This window comes from Bradyrhizobium sp. AUGA SZCCT0431 (assembly GCF_018131065.1).
Lineage (GTDB): Bacteria > Pseudomonadota > Alphaproteobacteria > Rhizobiales > Xanthobacteraceae > Bradyrhizobium.
Genome location: NZ_JAFCLR010000004.1, coordinates 92,446 through 109,950, shown reverse-complemented (window position 1 = coordinate 109,950; position 17,505 = coordinate 92,446). Strand labels below are relative to the sequence as shown.

The window sequence follows — 17,505 nt, the reverse complement described above, 5'->3', positions numbered from 1 at the left end:
TTCACCCATCGCTGCACAACTAGAGTTCGGCGACATAGGTGACGGCATGGAAACACGCGTTACCAACTCACCAGATGATCCCGGTTTTTTCGTCCTGGAGATATTGCTTCGCTTGCTCGGCGTTGGCGCTGATCCCGAACAGCTTCGACAAGCCGTGGGCCGCCAACCCGTCGGTGTCGAGGAAATGGTCAACTATGCCAGGACCATCGGCCTTGCCGCCCGCTGCTTGAAGTCGAACTGGGCGCAGCTATCGAATCTTCCGTTGCCGGGAATCGCTGTTCAACGAAACCGAAGCTTTTTGGTACTCGGCAGGGTGACCGACGACATGGCCATCGTGCTAGTTCCTCGAGCGGCACGGCCAGTGTTGATGACGCGATCTGATTTCGAAGCGTTATGGGATGGCCGCCTGATACTAGTGAAAAAGCGGAGCGGCTTCGCCATTCGCTGGCGGAGAATTGCAACTACCTGGAGCCGACGGACCGAAGGAGCCGCCCGGACGATGGTCGAGCGGCTTCAAACGACCCTGCGAAGAGCCGCGACGCCGGGGACCGATAAAGCCAACCCGACGCAGGCGACCGCCGGCAGCACTGCGATCGTCGTCCTGGCCGGCCATGCTCGCAAGGTTGGGCGGGCGATCGTAGCATTCAAACCTGACGAGAATGGCCACCGCGCCCAGGAAATAGCCTTTCTGCCGGCCGCACTCGAAATCGTGGAAAGTCCACCCTCCCCACTTGGGCGCGCAATGGCGTTCAGCATCGTCGCGATCTTTGGCATCGCCCTGATCTGGGCGTGCCTTGGGACCGTCGATATCGTCGCCGTCGCCTCGGGAAAACTCATTCCAGGCAGCCGCACCAAGACCATCCAACCTTTCGAGACCGGCGTTGTGCGATCAATCGAGGTTCGTGATGGCCAATTGGTCAAAAGTGGCGATGTCCTCATGACGCTCGACACGACCATAAGCGCCGCGGATCTCGGGCGCCTGAAGAGTGATTTGATGGCGGCCCGTTTCGACGTAGCGCGGCTGAAGGCAGCCCTCTCGGGGAAACGCGATCCGCTCGCTGCATTTATTCCGCCCAACGATTCACCACCCGACCTTGTTGAGATGCATCGTCGATTCCTGATCAGTCAGGTTGCAGAACAAAACGCCAAGCTCGGCGCCATTGACGGACAGGTGGCGCAAAAGGAAGCCGAGCGCACCACGTTCAAGGCCTCGATCGAGAAACTGCGAGCTACGCTCGTGCCCCTGCAGCAGCGCGTCGAAATTCGCCAGCAATTGTTTCAGAAGGAGTTGGGCTCCAAGCTCACCTACTTGAGCGAATTGCAGGAACTGGTCGGTCAACAACAGGAAATCCTCATCCAGCAAAGCCGGTCCAATGAGGCCGACGCCGCGATCTCTGTGCTGGCGGAGACACGCTCGAAAGCGGTGGCGGAATATGAGCGCGCCCTGCTCGAGGGCTTGGCCAAGGCAGAGGAAAAGGCAGCGGGACTGGTTCAGGACGTGATCAAGGCCGAGCAGCGCACGAGCCTGCAGATTCTTAGGACTCCCATCGATGGCACCGTGCAACAACTCGCTGTCCACACCATCGGCGGCGTGGTGACCCCTGCGCAGATGCTGATGATGGTTGTCCCGACCGAAAGTCGGCTGGAGATCGAAGCCATGATATCGAACCGAGACATTGGCTTCGTCGAGGTCGGTCAGGACGCGGCGATCAAGATCGACACGTTCAATTTCACCCGATATGGCCTATTGCAAGGCAAGGTACTCGTCATTTCCCAGGACGCCATTACCCGCAACAAATCACAGGACAAGTCAGGTGATGCCCCCCGAGGCGCAGAGACAACCAGCAGCGAACCCAAGGGCCAGGAGCTGGTCTATGCTGCGCGGATCTCGCTCGATCGAACCCAAATGGAAATTGAGAATAAACGTGTCAATCTTTCACCCGGAATGGCGGTCACCGTCGAAATCAAGAACGGATCGCGCAGCATCATAAGCTATCTACTGTCCCCGCTCCTTCGATACAAACAGGAAAGCCTGAGGGAGAGATAGGCCGTTACCGACAGATGTGTGTGACTTACTGTGCCGACGCCGCCGGATCGACCGGCTGCAGCAGACCGGCTTTGCAAAGGGCGCCCAACGCTTCCTTGATCGTGGTCCAAGGCAGATTAGCTCGGGTAGCGATGTCGAGCACCGAATTCTCGCCGTCGGACATATTGAGCAACCAAAGCAGCGCCATCTGAAACTCCCCGGCAGCGAATCCGCCTATCGTGCTGTACAATCCGTAGTCGCCCAGCTTCGGTTCGCAGAATGGCTTCAAATTGAGATATTTTTGGTTGTGCTCGATGACGTCGATTGTTGTGAGCGCCTTCGCCAGCGAGTCACCCAGCGAGTCCGCGCACACGAGATCGATATCGTCTGCGGAGGTGTGGTACTCGGGAAACTGTCCGTGAGGAGTACGCATGAAACACCCCACCGGAAGATTAAGTCCAGGGGAGCAATATTGCCGCTCGTCATAGCCAAATGGAGAAAACGGCTGAATATCGAAAGCGGCTCCACTTTGCTTTAGGACGTACATCCACGCATTGTCGATTTCCGCGTTACCACGCCGACTTAGCTTGTAGGTCGGAGACCCCCCATCCCCGACGCATGTCAGCACGAACCCGTGCTTGATCTTGCTCAAATGGGATTGGCGAATTGCGGCCCAGGTAATCGAGCCAATGGTGCCCGGAATAAACAGGAATCGATACGAGTATCGCAAATCCATACTCTCAAGCCGCTTCGCGAGCGCGGTTGCGATGGCAATACCCGAAAGATTATCATTGCAGAGCGACGGGTGACACACGTGGCAGGATATCAGCACCTCATCGGGCGACCGGCCACGCAGCAGGAGTTCCCCATAGGTCAGATGCCCCGGCTCGAGCGACGAGTCGATGCAGACTTCGTAATCGTCTTCCGGCAAAGCGAGCAGCTGATTATGCGGCAGACAGAATCCCCAAGTCGGCTTGTAGTATGACGTGCGATAGGGAGTCCAATCCGGCTGCTCGGGATCCGAAAACAGGTGTTCCTTGAGTTCAGAAAGACCGAGTCGCGCGCGGACAGGAACACTGTACCCGACGACGTGCAGGTTGCTGGCACGAAAGTCGATGACACGTTGTCCGGCGCTGTTCTTTACATACGCATCCCGGATGTTCCATTCGAGTGGAACGGTCCAGTCAAAGACCCGCAAGCCAGACGGCACCTCGCAGATCGTGAGCGGGATATGCTCAAGAATCAAATTGAGGGTTTTTCGAACACCGTCGCCCGTGATGCTCCGGCATATCGGATAGAGCTCCGAAATGAACCGGTGCATCGATCGACCTTCGTCGTCGATGGATAGTTGTATGTCGGTCGGCCGCCCGTCGGGCTTCCCGAAATTAGGGCTCCGGACCCCGCCATGCATCGCCTGACCTCGCTGTTAGACAACCCCCGGGACCTGATGAAATCAGACTACCGGATAATCTGCGGCTCCGGAATCGGCACCACGAACTGAGCACCCCAGGCACGCGCGAACGATAGTTGGTTGATAATCTCATCTTTGAGATTCCAGGGCAGAATGAGGATGTAATCGGGTTTGGTCACGTTGATTCGCTCCGGCTCAAAGATCGGAATGTGGGTCCCCGGCAAAAATCGTCCCTGTTTGTGCGGGCTGAGGTCAACGGTGTACTCGACAAGATCCGGAGTGATGCCGCAATAATTCAACAGCGTATTCCCTTTGGCAGGGGCTCCATATCCGACGACACGCTTCCCAGCCTGCTTGGCGCTTATCAGGAACTCTATTAGCTTCTGCCTCGTCCGCATCGCGCGCTCTTCAAAGGCAAGATACCCACCGAGGTCGGCGAATCCGGCGGCTATCTCACGCTCCTGAAGCTCTCTGACGCGCTCCGAAATCGGATGACGCCCGCTAACGTCATGCTGCGCAAAAATGCGCAGCGAACCGCCATGCGTCGGCACTTCCTCGACATCGAACAACGTCAATCCATGCGCTGCAAAGATCTTCTCTACGGTGAGGAAGGAAAAATACGAAAAGTGCTCATGATAGATCGTGTCGATTTGACACTCGGCACATAGCCTCATCAAATGGGGAAATTCCATTGTAATGACGCCCCGGTCAGCCAGCAGTACCTTCAATCCTTTGACGAAATCGTTCAGGTTTGGAACGTGAGCAAGCACGTTGTTGCCAATGAGAAGATTGGCGCGCAGGCCCTCCCTGCGCAACGTACGCGCAGTAGCTTCGCCGAAGAAGTCGGCACGTGTTGGAATCCCCCTGGAACGAGCTACCATGGCAACGTTGCGCGCCGGCTCTATGCCCAGCACGGGAACCCCTCGGTCAACGAAGTACTGCAGCAGATACCCATCGTTACTTGCGACCTCGACGACCTTGCTCTGGGGCCCGATCCCGAAGCGCTCGATCATTGCACCTACATAGGTCTTTGCGTGGCGGAGCCACGACTCGCTATAGGAAGAGAAGTAGGCATAGTCGCCGAAAATATTCTCCGGGCTCTCCCATTCCTCGAGTTGGACCAGGAAACAATCGCTGCAAACAAAGACTCGCAACGGAAATTTCGGCTCGTGCCCTTTGAGATCCTCCTCCTTCAGATACGAATTCGCGAGTGGCGAAAGGCCAAGGTCGAGAAAGACCTGATCGAGTTCAGATCCGCAGAACCGGCATCCGCTGTGGGCACGCTGAACGCTCGTCGCCGAAGCGCCAAGTGATTGGACGGCGGGTTCATGGCTCAGCATTAGCGGCTCCTCTTCTGCATAATGGCGCTTCAACGGATTACATTCGACTTATCGACTCTATCTTTCGCCGAAACGGTCCACTTGACAGACGTCAAGTCAGCCTGACTGCGACAAAACTTATGCCGATAAAATCGCAACCACGCCGCGGCCGCCATTGCCGGGCGGCGGCAACTCGCTCGCGAAAAATACGTCAACCCTACGCGGCCTCATTGAGGCTCATGCGCGATTTCAGCTGGTGTTCGATCTCGACAATCGGCTTCCATGCTGTGTCACGCTCCGAGATAACGTGCACGGCGAGTGGCCATTCCACTCCAAGCATAGGGTCGTCGTATCGAAGTCCGCCTTCGGCATTCGGCGCGTGTGATGCGCCGATGAGATAGCTCAGTTCGGTGTCTTCCTCGAGCGTGACAAAGCCATGGGCGAAGCGCTTGGGTATATAAAGGCCCCGCCCGTTCTCGGCTGACAGATGAACCGACAGGTGCTCCAAATATGTGGATGACTCAGGACGAAGGTCGACAATGACGTCGAAGACGGCGCCCTTCACGCAGCGAACGTACTTTGTTTCAGCCGCCGGAGGGTACTGGAAGTGAAGGCCGCGTAAAGTACCACGTTTTGCATTGAAGCTGAGACTTGCCTGCGCAACCGAGAAATTCAGTCCGTACGCAGAAAATTCGTCTCCGCAAAATACACGGGCAAAGTGACCGCGGTTGTCTTCTCGTCGATCAATGTCGACAGTGTAGGCGCCTGCAAGCCTGGTTTCGACGAAAATCATTCTTCTCGCACCCGTTCTTTTTCGTAAGATCCCGATCAAGCAACCGCTCAGTGATCGATGGGCCGTCCCTGCCATCTCAGCCCTGCCTGGTGTGCGGGGCGGACCGAAGGGCGTACCTGAGCCTATGGACTCGAAAAGCTCATAATTTGAGGTCGATCAAGTTAGTTTCGACGGCCAAGCAAACTGGGCGCGGGGTGGGACTGCGGAACTACTGGCGCGGGACAACTTCTCAGAAGAAGACGAACTGACACGCGTACACGGCTGCCCAGAACAACAGGTAGACCCACGCCAATGTGCAACCAAGAGCGAACGCGACGACAAGAACCGCCCAGTCGACCCTTCGCCTTCCATTTACCTTCGCAGCGGCTACGTCAGTAGCCTGACTATACTGCGGCGCGAGCTCTTCCATCTGAGACATTCAACCGCTCCTGACCTGACGGGAGCGTGCAGTCTAGTTTGTCGGCGGCGATGCCAATCTGAGAATGGTCAATAACGAAAAATAGATTTGCAAATTGGTGGTCGAGCGCAGGATGCAAGCCGCCTGGTTGACCGTCCGGGCACCTCCACTCCCCTGCGGTATGTCCCCCGAGGAGGTGCCAGGCGAATGCCCGAAGTCGTCGATGTTACGACATGCGAATTTTGGCAGGCAAGCATGTCGAAAGGAGAACACTCGGACGTCAGGCGCACTGTGCCATGACTGTCCAAATGGCTTAGGGCGATTGACGATCGTTGCTTGCTGGTAATTGCGCGGTCCTTTTCTGCGAACGGCGCTGGTTCTTCCGGCGAGCTATAATTTCTCGGAGTTAGCTTGAGGACCCTCAGCGCGTGCCAGGAAATAATGCACCTTTCCTAGGCACTCCTCGCCCGTCAAGCGATCGATTCTGCGAGTTCGCCGCCACTCTCTCTCCAGCAGCACTGCGGCCCATAGCATATGAGCCAAAACCCATAACGCAAATAGGTGCTGCAACCAAAGCATGGCATTCAATCCCGAGTGGAGACTAGCGATCCGCGACCTTACGATGACATTCGCACGAGCCGGGTACGCTCTTCGTGCGTGCGTTGGATTCAGTCACTCAAAACCAGCGCTTGACGCAATGCAGCACAACTTGCGTTAAGAAACTCTCTATCTCGAACACCAAAATCTCTGGCCGGCTTCGCCGCCAGGATGGTGTGTTCGCCGGACTTGGATATTCGTCTCCACCGCGCGCGGCTCGATGCGTCACGCTAAGGCGGAAGGCAAGCGTGCCGCTGCTAACGCCCATGCGCTGTTCTGTCAACTAGCGATCGGGGTGGTACAGCTTTTTTCAGGCGCGGAAACGAGTGTCATGGCCTCGCAGACATTGTGCGACGCAGCGTTTTGTGGCCGTTTTGGCCAAGGCCGCAACCTAGGGGCTTTTGCCGCTCTAACCACAGCGGCCGCGGGCGTAGGAAGGACGGTGACGCTGCCTCGCCGCTCCGCGCGGCACATGCGAGACAGCCCGCCTCATCAATAAGCGTCACGCGACTTCAGAACGCGGACAACCGTTACAAGCAGAATACGAATGTCAAGCCAGAGCGACCAATACTCAATATACCAGAGGTCGCTTTCAACACGCTGCTTCATCATTCCTATTTCGGGCGTCTCGCCGCGGAATCCGTTGACCTGCGCCCAACCGGTGATGCCAGGCTTCATCTTGTGGCGAACGGCGTAAGTTGCAATCAGTCGATCATATTCATTGTCGTGCGCAAGCGCATGAGGACGCGGGCCGACCAATGACATGTCACCGCGCAGGACGTTGAGCAACTGCGGGACTTCATCGATGCTGAGTTTTCGTAGGAGCCGGCCGAGTTGGGTTATGCGTTTGTCGTTTCTCGTGGCCTGGACGATGACCGGGCCGTCATCCATAGTCGACATTGTCCTGAACTTGTAGATCCTGAACGGCCGGCCATTAAAACCAACCCGCGCCTGAAGGAACATCGCTGGCCCATGCGACTCCAGACGTATGGCCAGGGCGATCACCGCAAAAAACGGCACCAGAAGCACCAGGGACACTGCAGCCAACAATTTATCCATACCCTGCTTCAAATTGCGTTGCGCTGCACTAAGAGGCGCGCGCTGCAGCTGAACTGCCGTGGTCGGACCCAGTTCGTACAGTGGGCGATCGAGCACACGGCCAATAATCGTATCCGGTACCAGGCTGACCGGGATCGGCAGGACTCGCAGTTCACTTTCGACCGCAAAAATGACGTTGGACAAGCTCCACGGAACGGCGACGATGACTTCGTCAACTTCCGTTTCCCGGACGTGGCGGATGACTTCCCGCATACGCGCCTTCAATGCGTCCTCCGAGGCAATTCCGTCTTGGCTGACGGGCAACGTGAAGACGCCCACTACGGCGTAGCCATACTCTTTCAGGCTGGATAGTGCATCGTTAGCAGCAAGCTCCTGACGTAATCCGACCAGAACTACCCGGTTCGGCTTCAGGGCGCCCGACGAGATGACAAGAGCACAAGCTCGCGCAACGCCAAGCCGCATGGCTGCGGTGAGGAGAAGACCAGCAGCCAAAAACAACAGCATCCCGCCGCGTGAGAATGCAGCTCCGATCTTGAGCAAAAACACAAGGGTTGCGAGAAATACAAACACCATCAGCCAGATCAGAGCGGATCTCCCAACCTGCCATCGGATCCGAAGCAGGTTCTGCGCCCGGTAGAGTTGGGCTGCGTGGGCAAATGTCGAATAAAGTGTCGCGACTGCGATCGCCGGACCAAGATGCCGTTCTGTTCCGCCGCTGCCCCCAAGGAATAACAGGTCGTACACGGTGCCCACCACGACGCCCAACAGAACGATCCACGTCAGGTCAAATACCGCAACCAGCGGAGATACGACACCGAGCGAAATCGGTACTGCAAACTGGTCGCGAGACTTTGAGCGAGCCAGATCGGCTATGATATTCGTGTCGTGTGCTAGAGCCATTCTCCCCCCTGAGCGATATTGCCAAGGACGATTCCTGTTGCGGGGTCAATCACCGGCGACGCGCTGCAGGCCGGGCAAATTAATAAACCGGATGGTCTTGCGGTTCGGCAGATCAATGAGCTTTTTCACCTTGAACTCCGCGAGCGTGCGGCAGACGGTTTCGAGCGACGTACCCAGGTGATCCGCAATATCGGCGCGCGGAAGCAGGAGCACGGAAGCGAGGGGACGCTTGGGGTCTTCGGGCAAGTGCTGCCGAATACGCAGGAGAAACTGTGCAATTCTGGCAACGCTGTTCTTCTGGCTCATGGTGACCAGCAAAGACAAAGTCTCGGCTAGAACCTGGTGAGTACCGCAGGGCTCACTCTGCTGACAGATCGCGGAAACGGTGGAACGCAAAACCCTGCAATTCGTAACTGCTTCGGCTGTAAAATGCTGGCAAGAAGCCTGGGAGGGCATCACGACATCGCCCGGCCAATAGAAAGCCAGAATCTGCCGGTTACCATTCTCGAGCAGCCGAACCGCCCGGACCACACCCTCGACGATTTCGATTTTTTGGGCTTCGTGTTCACCTTCCCAGAACAGGGCGCGGCCGCGTGGAACAATTGATGCTGTCAAATATCGACGATTTTCAACCAATTCTTTTCGGGGCAAGCCGTATGGAAGCGGCGCAGCCCCACAAGTGCCGATCTGTGGAATACCCATTTTACCTAACCCTCACTACTCCCGGCGAGGTAGAGGGTTGCATGTGGAAAGATTTAATCAAATTCAGCTTGGTGCACTAGATTTCCTGGTTCCAACTAGACCCTTCGACTTAGGCTAGCAGGCGGCAAAACTATTCGTTCAGTTCTCAATCGAGGAAATCTGCACAAGAAGATCGCTGGCTGCATTCGTCCGCGGCTTTTGTCCGCAAATATTTTGTGCACTGCAAGCGCACAAACGGGCGTGCCTACGAGGCCTTACATAAATTATTCAGAAACGGTCTCACACAAATGTGAGGCCGATTTCGTTCAGCCTCGCAGCCAAACAAGGGCAACGCTCAACTCCGAAGGGATTTTTTGTGGTCGAGTTCCTCAAATGAGGAGCGGCCATGCTACGAAATGCTCGAGAAGTCAGCTTACGAACCGAATACCGAAGTCGAGCCAATCAAGCGAAGCTGCCCCCACCTTTTGGCAGGTCCGGCTTGGCGTTTCGAAGAGGCCTTATACCTCCGCTACTCGGCAAATTCTTCATTACGTCCTTTATCGTTGTGGTTATGCGGGCCACCACGATTGCGTCCAAGTTCGGACTGGCAATTTTCATTGGACGTTACCTTGATCTGTCGTCGCTCGGGCTCTACGGGCTGGCCGCTGGGGCCGTTGCGATCGTGCCCGTCGCGATAAGCATGGGGATGGTTCATTCCATCATGCGCGAGGCAGTGACGCTGAACGCTGGCCAATTGACCAATAACCTGCGGCATTATTGGTGCTTTACGGCGGCGGCATATGCCCTAATGCTCATATCAGCAGTCCTGATCACTGTCGCCTTTGGTCTCCCCGAACTGTGGTCGCTGGTCATCGTCATCATGCTGTTCGAGCATATTGGAAACGATGTCTTCCAACTTCTTTCGAATCTCGAACGGCCGGTGCTGGCAAACACAAACGCCTTCCTTCGTGGGGCAGCCTGGATTCTGGTTTATATCCCGATCGCCATCTGGGAACCCACCTTTAGATCCATCACCATCCTGTTCGAGTTTTGGCTTGCCGGCAGCGTAGCGGCATTGCTCCTGTTCGTATGGGCCACCCGATCTTGGCCGTGGAAAAGGGCGTTTTTGCTCCCTTTCGAGCCAGCCTGGATTTCGGCGAAGATCAAGAACGCTTTCATCATCTACATCAGCGATCTCAGCTTTATTGCGAGCCAATACCTTGACCGCTATTTGGTGACTTTGTTTTTGGGCCTGCGGCTTGCGGGCGTCTATTTTCTTTATTGGTCGGCAGCAAATGCCGTCAGTACGTTCGTCAGCATTGTCGTTTTTCAGATGCAGCGTCCTCGGCTCATCAAGGCCCATCACGATGGCGGAACGCCGGCCCACCGACAACTCAGTACCAGTTTCATGCGAACCACAATACTGGCCACCGTCGTGTTCAGCATAGCAACAGGATGTGCGTTCTACCTACTAATGCCATACCTGAAGCAGCCCGCCGTGGCAGACTATCTGGCCGCGTTCTGGCTCATTATCGCGGGAATGGCACTGCGCAACATCGCCGATTTCGGGTCCATGGCCCTCTTCACCTCCCATCGCGACCGCGTCATGACGCTCACAAACGTAAGTGCAGCCGTTGTGCTGACTCTCGCCCAGGGGCTGCTGCTGCCTACCGCGGGACTCTACGGCGCGGGCGCCGCTATCCTGTTGACGTTTTCTGCGATGGCGTTCTGGCGCTATAAGCTCTTATTCAACCGTTCATTGGCTGCATCCGGTTGAAACGATGCCCGAGCGTAACGGCACCGAATATTATCGTCTTGTGACTCGCAGCCCGTCGGCTGGGCTGCCCAGCCCTTTCATAACAAATCTTTGATTGTTGAATCGATCGTTCGCGCGCTTGTTGGAACCGACAAGCTTTGCGGCCATGAACGCCGCTTCCGTGCGGTTACGGGCACCGAGGGCACGCAGGAGGGCCGCTGTGTGAATCTTGGTTGTCCCTTCGGCTATGCTCAAGTGTTGGGCAATCTCCTTGTTGGACATGCCTTGCGCTATTAGGGGCAGAATCTCATTTTGGCGACGCGTGAGCCTCAGGCTCTCCAGTTCGGTGTTGATCGAGGGTGGAATTTCAGGCCTGTCTTCGTCGCCATCCACCAGCCACTGCGGAACGTAAATTCGCCCGGAAAGCAAATCGTTGATCGCTGCAATCAACTCTTGATCCGACTGAAGCTTGTGCACGAAGCCATGAAAACCGGCTGACAGGCAATTCAGCACATCGGCCCGAGTGGTCGACGTCGACATGAGTGCAAAGCGTGTCGCCGGACACAGTTCGTGCACTTCCTTCAAGTCGTCAAGCAGCCGGTGACTAAGGCACCCGGAGTCAACCAGGATAAGATCAACATATTGGCTGGGTGCGAAACCCTCGAACTCCGAGGCTTCGACCACGCGAGAATGTTGAACCCGCGTCTCAATCAATTCCCGGATACCACTCCGGTAAACGCTGTGTTGGTCGATCACTAAAATTACTGACACGGTGAAATCCCTTGAGTATCATGGAAGAAAAACCTCCAATCGCCGCCCCCAAAGCCTCTCCCACCATCCTCATTTCATTCTTTTGCCCAAGAACACCGACTGCCTCCAAACAGTCGATATTGCGATTAAAGTCGCAGCTCAAGCGCAAGAATTTTCACCTCCAAACTGGCACTAACGTCCAGAAGAACCAATATCGCAATGCGGTAAAGGTAACGCTAACATTTTAAATTGTCAAAAGTTTCTGTCGCTACTCCGAGAGCGATTGAAATCAGTTTTCTCTTTTCGATCAAATAGACGGCAACGCTGATTATACGCTGGGCGCACTCTGCTGAGAAATTGTGCGATATCAATGTTCCAATTTCGAGAACCGCACCGACGATGCAGGTCTTCTCGCGAGCACGTTCGCGGCAATCCGGCAACCCAGGGCAGGCACCGAACTGCCTGGCGCGCCAGCTACTTGCCGCTACTGGTCGGACCAACCGGGTAACGCATCAGCATTTTTTTGTGCTCCTGGAGCCACGTTCAGGTTGTTTGTCTTACAGGCCTGATATGACCCTGATATGACCCCGGCCCTTCAAAAATTTGCCGCAGCGGGAAGCATTTCACCGGCAGGAAGCATCTCACCGATTGGCGTCCATAGAAGTGTTGGATCGAGTTGCTTCGTGTGCCGCAGGTGGCGCAACTCCGACAACCGTGTGAACGGTGCGGAATTGAACATCGCCTCGTCGAGCTGGATCCGCTGGAACACTGTCTTCAACTGCAACGCTCCCCGCTCCGCGCTCCACTGACAATAGAAATCCGGCATGCGCTCCTTTATCTTCGCAAAGGATACGCGATAACTGCGGTTGTCTGGACCGCTCGGCCCAAATGTGACTTCGCAACCGGAAAAGGTCTCACCGACAATTTCGGCGATCTCGCGCACGGTATAGTTTTGTACTTCGGTGCCGACATTGAATGCTTCGCCGCATACGGCCTCCCGCGGGGCTTCGAGCGCGCAGAGGATCGCCTGGCAGATATCCTCGACATGGACGAGCGGACGGCACGGTGTCCCATCGCTCATCACGCGAACCTTACCTGTCGTGAAGGCAAAGCCAGCCAGATTGTTGAGGACAATATCGAATCGCTGCCGGGGTGATGCTCCGAACGCGGTCGCATTGCGCATGAATACCGGCGTGAAGCGCGAGTCGACCATTGCGCTCAATTCCTGCTCGACCAGCACCTTGCAGCGCGCGTAAGCGGTCTGGGGATCGCACAATGACCTTTCTGACTTGTATTCGGCACCTGCCGCTCCGTAGATGCTGCAGGACGACGCATACACAAACCGTGTGACGCCGGCGGCTTTGCATTTCCTCGCAAAACCAACCGATCCGCGATAATTGACTTCCATCGTGATGTCGGGATCGTTCTCTCCCAGCGGGTCGTTTGAAAGCTCGCCAAGATGAACGACCGCGTCGAACCCGGCCAGATCCGATTGCGACAGCTGGCGAACGTCTTTGGAGATCACCATCGGCCGCGTCCGCCCGTCGTCGAACAACCAACCGCGACGATAAAGCCCTGTGTCCATGCCGGTCGCGTCATGACCTCGATCGAGCAGTTTCGGGCCGAGTACGGTACCGATATAGCCGTCTGCGCCTGTGTAGAGAATACGCATGGTGTTCCTTCAGATGCGAGCCTGAGCGACCATCGCCGGCTGGGCGTTTTTGGATATGTCTTTGGACGGAGTCGCAGGCTCTTTATTCCACACGCACCACGGCGGTTTGCCGCTATCCCAGAGCTCCTGCAGGACGGCTTTATCGCGGAGCGTGTCCATGTTTTGCCAATAGCCTCGATGCCGATAGACCGCGAGCTGATCCTGTTCGATCAAACGCGCGAGTGGCTCGTTCTCCCAGCTCGTACTGTCGTTGTCGATGAGGTCGAGTACTTCGGGTTCCGCTACGAAGAAGCCGCCATTGATTACCTGCCCGTCACTAGCGTCCTTTTCACGGAAGCCGGCTACGCGTGGCCGGTCGGACGACAAATTGATGGCGCCAAAGCGACCCGGCTGCTGAACGGCCGTGACCGTTGCAAGCGCCCCTTGCTGATGATGAAAGGCGACCAGTTCGCGAATGTTGACGTCGCTGACGCCATCGCCGTAGGTGAGGCAGAACGTCGAATTCCCCAGATATTCCCTCACCCGCTTGAGCCTGCCACCGGTCATCGTCTTCTCTCCGGTGTCGACAAGCGTAACCGACCAGGGCTCACTCTCGTTCCGGTGGGTCTCGATCCGGTTGCGCTGAAGGTCGATCGTGAAGTCTCCTTGATGGGGCAGATAGTTGAGGAAGTAGTCCTTGATCACCGAACCCTTGTAACCACAGCAGATGACGAATTCATTCAGACCGTGGTACGAGTAGAGCCGCATGATGTGCCAGAGGATCGGACGACCGCCGATCTCGACCAATGGCTTGGGAACGACAGAGGTGTGTTCGCTCAGCCGCGTTCCGTAGCCGCCAGCAAGAATGACTACCTTCATTCGATTCTCCTGCCTCGCTGCCTGGTCCATCGATCGATAGGACATCGCTCGACAAAGGTAGGCGAAGACGCCAAACGCAAGTTGATAAGCGTCAACTCTAATCCCGGGGGCGCGGTGTGGTGTTTTGTGCCCGGAGACAAATTCAACCTCCGCCCACTCCTGTTTTCACAACGTAGACCTGCTGGAGACCGCTGGAGCGATACCCGGTCGGGGTTGAACGCGAACTGCGCCAACCGACTTCCTCCAATCCGGTTTCCAATCCCCGATCAGGCGTCGCAAGAATCGCACCCTGCCGAACGTTGACGGTTCGGGACCAATGCACCCATCCGCCTCGCGCCTGGTGATAGCGGCGTGCGTCCAGCAGACTCCCGAGCGGATCATTTCCCTGTTGAGCGACCGCGAGGACTTGACGGCCATCAACTCATGGGCGCGGCGGGCACGCAATGTTCGCTGGGAGCACCTTCTTTCGGGCAAGCCACCTCAACGTGCATTTCTACTTTGCGCCTTGGCCGACTTTGAAATTCGGAGTTTTCGCCGTGAGAGATGCCAATCACATACTAATCGATTTTCCTCGAATTCTTTTGCGTCGATGGTATCTGATCCTTATCGGCATGATCCTGACGTCAGGTGCTGCCTTCTTGTACGCCAACGCCGCCGGTGAACGCTATGAGGGGTACACTCTCCTGCGCGTTGGGCAAGGAATTCGGGACCGGTCGGCCAACTCTGTGGGAGGTCTGGGAGAGAGCGCCGACCTTTCAGGTCGTATCGATTCCCTGGTACGGATTGCAACAACCAACCAGGTGATCGGGCTGGCAGCGTCACGGGTCGGCTTCAACCGCTTGTTCAGAAAACAGGAAGACAGCAAATTGTCGAAGCTGCTTTTCGGCTCTCTGGCTGCACTGCCCCCACAACTCGATTTTCTCAAATACTTGTCAGAAACGAAGAAACAATCGGATCTCCAGGACAGCCATCTGGCAGCAATTTCGTCACTGCGTGATCTCGTCTCCGCCAAGGCGGAAGGTCGCTCGGATCTCCTGCGGATCTCATTCCGCCACCCTGATCCGTCGGTCGTATCGGACTTTCTGAACGAACTCTCGATCGCATTGGTCGCCACACAGGCAGATCTTGTTCAGGTTCCCGGAGCCGACGTCTTCTTCCAGCAGCAGACCAAACGGCTGGAGCAGGAGACCGAAAAAGCAGGCGCCGATCTTCGGAACTTCTCCGTTGGAGCCTCAATCTACTCGGTCGCGGAACAGCGCCAGCTGCTTCTCAGGCGTGCTGACGAACTTGGCACCCAGATCGCCAACACGCGCGGATCGATCGAAGACCGCAAAGGACAGAAGCAGGCGATTTTGGATCAACTTCAAATACTACGACCGGTATACCAATCAAAGACGGTTACCGGAATCGTAGGCAACCTTCGCGGACGCGATTTCAAGGAAAGCGAAAATGCCGTCGGAACGGTACCCAACACCGATGGGGAACTCCCACCCTTGCTGCTTGTCAAAGTGTATCAGGATGCCATGGCGAACCTTCTTAAGGTCAACACCGATCTAAACGGCTCACTAAGGCTCGAGAAGCAGCTTGTTGGTGAACTCCAAAAGATCAGTGACGAACTTGCGGCTCTGTCGTCGAAGGAGGCCGAATACGACCGGTTGAAGCGCGTTCTCACAAGAGCTTCGGCGGCCGCCGACCACTACGGAAGCCGGGTAATAGAAGAACAGATCAATCTGGATATCGCGAAAAAGACCCAGCTCGCCAGCGTTCGGGTGATTCAATCGGCAGAACGGCCAATTGCTCCGATGTTTCCCCGAATGAACCACCTTGTCGGATTGGGGTTGATCGGAGGCATCGCACTCGGCTCAGTGTTGGCGCTGATGCTGGAGTTCGCGAAGGCACGCCGACAAGACTACGAGTCCGGTGCGTCGTCCAGTACGCGGTCCGTGCGGCTCGTTAACAGCGAGATCCAGGCCGCGGAGTGACCCGACGTCCCGACGAGAGAGCGCCTTAGAGGTTCGATGACCGACCTGACAGACAGTGGTGCAGGGCTTTCCAGGGCCGCCGGTGAATCGGCGAACGCACAATACTTCGTCGCAATCCTTGCTTCGATCACAGCTCTGAGCGTTCTTACGTTCCTATATCACTTACTGAATGCCCCAATTTTCAATTCCCTGAGCAATGCCGGCTGCATCACGCTTATCGCATATTCCGGCATTACCGTATTGCGGTCACCGCATACCAGCACAATGAATATCCTGTATATTGCCGCTGCCGGTATATTTACGACCCTGAGCATTGCCTTCAACTGGTCGCAGTCGTCCGTGACTGACGGAATCAAGTACCTGTCGATCTACATTTTTTATGCCGCCGGCCACGCCTACGCAGCCCCACTTCGTCCCATCGAAACTCGTTGCATCTGTTTTCTTGCGATCTTGCCGATCGCGTTCCTGGTGGCAGTCGGCGACAGCAGAGTTCCGGATTTTGTCGCCAACAATATCGGCAATACATTTTCCTACTTTGCTAACGCTAACATCGCCACCCTGTACTTTTCCGCTCTCGTCTTCGCCCTGTCGGATCGGCTTAAGGGGCGTGCGATTTTCTTGCAGTTCCTGAATGCGGCGCTGATGAATAAAATCGGAGCGGCCGTGGCGACAGTCGTGGCCGTCTGCCTATGGATCCTTATTCCATTAAGAAAGGAGTCCGTGATCGCGTTAACAGCCTTTGCTGCTGTTTCAGCCATCGCTTTTTCGTTGGGCGCCTTCGACCGCGCTGTGACTCTTCTCGGAAGCATGAGCCTGCTCGTCGAATTGGGCCCCGAGGTCGTTTCCAGGATGTCCTTTGGGAAATTGGTCGAACTTACGGGAACGACTGATCTATCCGGATTCTTCCGTGTCATACACTGGGCCAACATATGGGATATTTATTCGAGCGGTGGCCTTGCCACCCTGCTCTTTGGATACGGGATCGGGCAAACACCCTATCTGACGGTCCTGCAGTTCGTGCCGCACAACGACTACCTGCGCATTCTCGCAGAGTATGGACCGCTTAACCTGATCGTGTTTGTGGGCTTTCTGCTCCACGTATTGTCAAATCTGAAGACAGGTCACGCTAAAGTACTTTTCATGATTCTGCTGATCTACTATTTTTCGGAGAACCTGATCGACCATTTTGTGTCGATGACTCTGTACTTCACCTACGCAGGACGCTTCTCGGCGATGCCGGCGGAAACCAAGGCCGAAACGGTGCAATGACCCACCGCATGCCTGCACTTGTCAACGGAGGCGGC

General features: G+C 56.1%; 12 protein-coding genes. 4 read left to right on the top strand and 8 right to left on the bottom strand.

What is annotated here, in order from left to right; all coding sequences use genetic code 11:
• Nucleotides 1-46: 46 nt before the first annotated feature.
• A complete protein-coding gene (locus JQ567_RS04940) occupies nt 47-2,047 on the top strand; it encodes an HlyD family type I secretion periplasmic adaptor subunit (protein ID WP_212437754.1) in 2,001 nt (666 codons plus the stop codon).
• Nucleotides 2,048-2,072: 25 nt separating this feature from the next.
• On the opposite strand, the gene JQ567_RS04935 is transcribed toward JQ567_RS04940, so the two are convergent.
• From JQ567_RS04935 to JQ567_RS04915, 5 genes are all read right to left on the bottom strand, one after another.
• Nucleotides 2,073-3,347, bottom strand: a complete 1,275-nt coding sequence (locus tag JQ567_RS04935) for a DUF4910 domain-containing protein (RefSeq protein WP_249165249.1) — start codon at nt 3,345-3,347, stop codon at nt 2,073-2,075.
• Between the two features lie 137 nt (nt 3,348-3,484).
• Complete coding sequence (locus JQ567_RS04930) at nt 3,485-4,777, bottom strand: class I SAM-dependent methyltransferase (protein ID WP_212437752.1); 1,293 nt, start codon at nt 4,775-4,777, stop codon at nt 3,485-3,487.
• A 196-nt stretch (nt 4,778-4,973) separates the two neighbouring features.
• Nucleotides 4,974-5,549 (bottom strand): dTDP-4-dehydrorhamnose 3,5-epimerase family protein, encoded by a 576-nt coding sequence (locus tag JQ567_RS04925; protein ID WP_212437751.1) that lies wholly within the window; start codon nt 5,547-5,549, stop codon nt 4,974-4,976.
• Between the two features lie 1,486 nt (nt 5,550-7,035).
• Nucleotides 7,036-8,502: an undecaprenyl-phosphate glucose phosphotransferase gene (locus JQ567_RS04920; protein ID WP_212437750.1), complete on the bottom strand. Its 1,467-nt coding sequence runs from the start codon at nt 8,500-8,502 to the stop codon at nt 7,036-7,038.
• Nucleotides 8,503-8,547: 45 nt separating this feature from the next.
• Nucleotides 8,548-9,204 (bottom strand): Crp/Fnr family transcriptional regulator, encoded by a 657-nt coding sequence (locus JQ567_RS04915; protein ID WP_212038002.1) that lies wholly within the window; start codon nt 9,202-9,204, stop codon nt 8,548-8,550.
• A 550-nt stretch (nt 9,205-9,754) separates the two neighbouring features.
• On the opposite strand from JQ567_RS04915, the gene JQ567_RS04910 reads away from it, so the two are divergent.
• Nucleotides 9,755-10,960, top strand: a complete 1,206-nt coding sequence (locus JQ567_RS04910; RefSeq protein ID WP_212437749.1) for a lipopolysaccharide biosynthesis protein — start codon at nt 9,755-9,757, stop codon at nt 10,958-10,960.
• Between the two features lie 30 nt (nt 10,961-10,990).
• Here the strand turns inward: JQ567_RS04910 and JQ567_RS38825 are convergent, their stop codons facing one another.
• The 3 genes from JQ567_RS38825 to rfbF form a co-directional block, all read right to left on the bottom strand.
• The gene (locus JQ567_RS38825) at nt 10,991-11,710 is read right to left on the bottom strand and encodes a response regulator transcription factor (protein ID WP_212437748.1); all 720 of its coding nucleotides are present in this window, start codon (nt 11,708-11,710) and stop codon (nt 10,991-10,993) included.
• 574 nt (nt 11,711-12,284) lie between these two features.
• Entirely contained in the window at nt 12,285-13,361 is a 1,077-nt protein-coding gene (locus tag JQ567_RS04900) for an NAD(P)-dependent oxidoreductase (RefSeq protein WP_212437747.1), read from the bottom strand.
• Nucleotides 13,362-13,370: 9 nt separating this feature from the next.
• The gene (gene rfbF / locus JQ567_RS04895) at nt 13,371-14,219 is read right to left on the bottom strand and encodes a glucose-1-phosphate cytidylyltransferase (RefSeq protein ID WP_212437746.1); all 849 of its coding nucleotides are present in this window, start codon (nt 14,217-14,219) and stop codon (nt 13,371-13,373) included.
• 536 nt (nt 14,220-14,755) lie between these two features.
• On the opposite strand from rfbF, the gene JQ567_RS04890 reads away from it, so the two are divergent.
• Both JQ567_RS04890 and JQ567_RS04885 read left to right on the top strand, forming a co-directional pair.
• The gene (locus JQ567_RS04890; protein ID WP_212437745.1) at nt 14,756-16,201 is read left to right on the top strand and encodes a hypothetical protein; all 1,446 of its coding nucleotides are present in this window, start codon (nt 14,756-14,758) and stop codon (nt 16,199-16,201) included.
• A gap of 36 nt (nt 16,202-16,237) precedes the next feature.
• Nucleotides 16,238-17,470: an O-antigen ligase family protein gene (locus JQ567_RS04885; RefSeq protein ID WP_212437744.1), complete on the top strand. Its 1,233-nt coding sequence runs from the start codon at nt 16,238-16,240 to the stop codon at nt 17,468-17,470.
• Nucleotides 17,471-17,505: the final 35 nt, after the last annotated feature.

Coding starts and splice junctions, on each gene's coding strand:
- JQ567_RS04940 (WP_212437754.1), top strand. CDS start 47: ATGGAAACACGCGTTACCAACTCACCAGATGATCCCGGTTTTTTCGTC.
- JQ567_RS04935 (WP_249165249.1), bottom strand. CDS start 3,347: ATGCACCGGTTCATTTCGGAGCTCTATCCGATATGCCGGAGCATCACG.
- JQ567_RS04930 (WP_212437752.1), bottom strand. CDS start 4,777: ATGCTGAGCCATGAACCCGCCGTCCAATCACTTGGCGCTTCGGCGACG.
- JQ567_RS04925 (WP_212437751.1), bottom strand. CDS start 5,549: ATGATTTTCGTCGAAACCAGGCTTGCAGGCGCCTACACTGTCGACATT.
- JQ567_RS04920 (WP_212437750.1), bottom strand. CDS start 8,502: ATGGCTCTAGCACACGACACGAATATCATAGCCGATCTGGCTCGCTCA.
- JQ567_RS04915 (WP_212038002.1), bottom strand. CDS start 9,204: ATGGGTATTCCACAGATCGGCACTTGTGGGGCTGCGCCGCTTCCATAC.
- JQ567_RS04910 (WP_212437749.1), top strand. CDS start 9,755: ATGCGGGCCACCACGATTGCGTCCAAGTTCGGACTGGCAATTTTCATT.
- JQ567_RS04900 (WP_212437747.1), bottom strand. CDS start 13,361: ATGCGTATTCTCTACACAGGCGCAGACGGCTATATCGGTACCGTACTC.
- rfbF (WP_212437746.1), bottom strand. CDS start 14,219: ATGAAGGTAGTCATTCTTGCTGGCGGCTACGGAACGCGGCTGAGCGAA.
- JQ567_RS04885 (WP_212437744.1), top strand. CDS start 16,238: ATGACCGACCTGACAGACAGTGGTGCAGGGCTTTCCAGGGCCGCCGGT.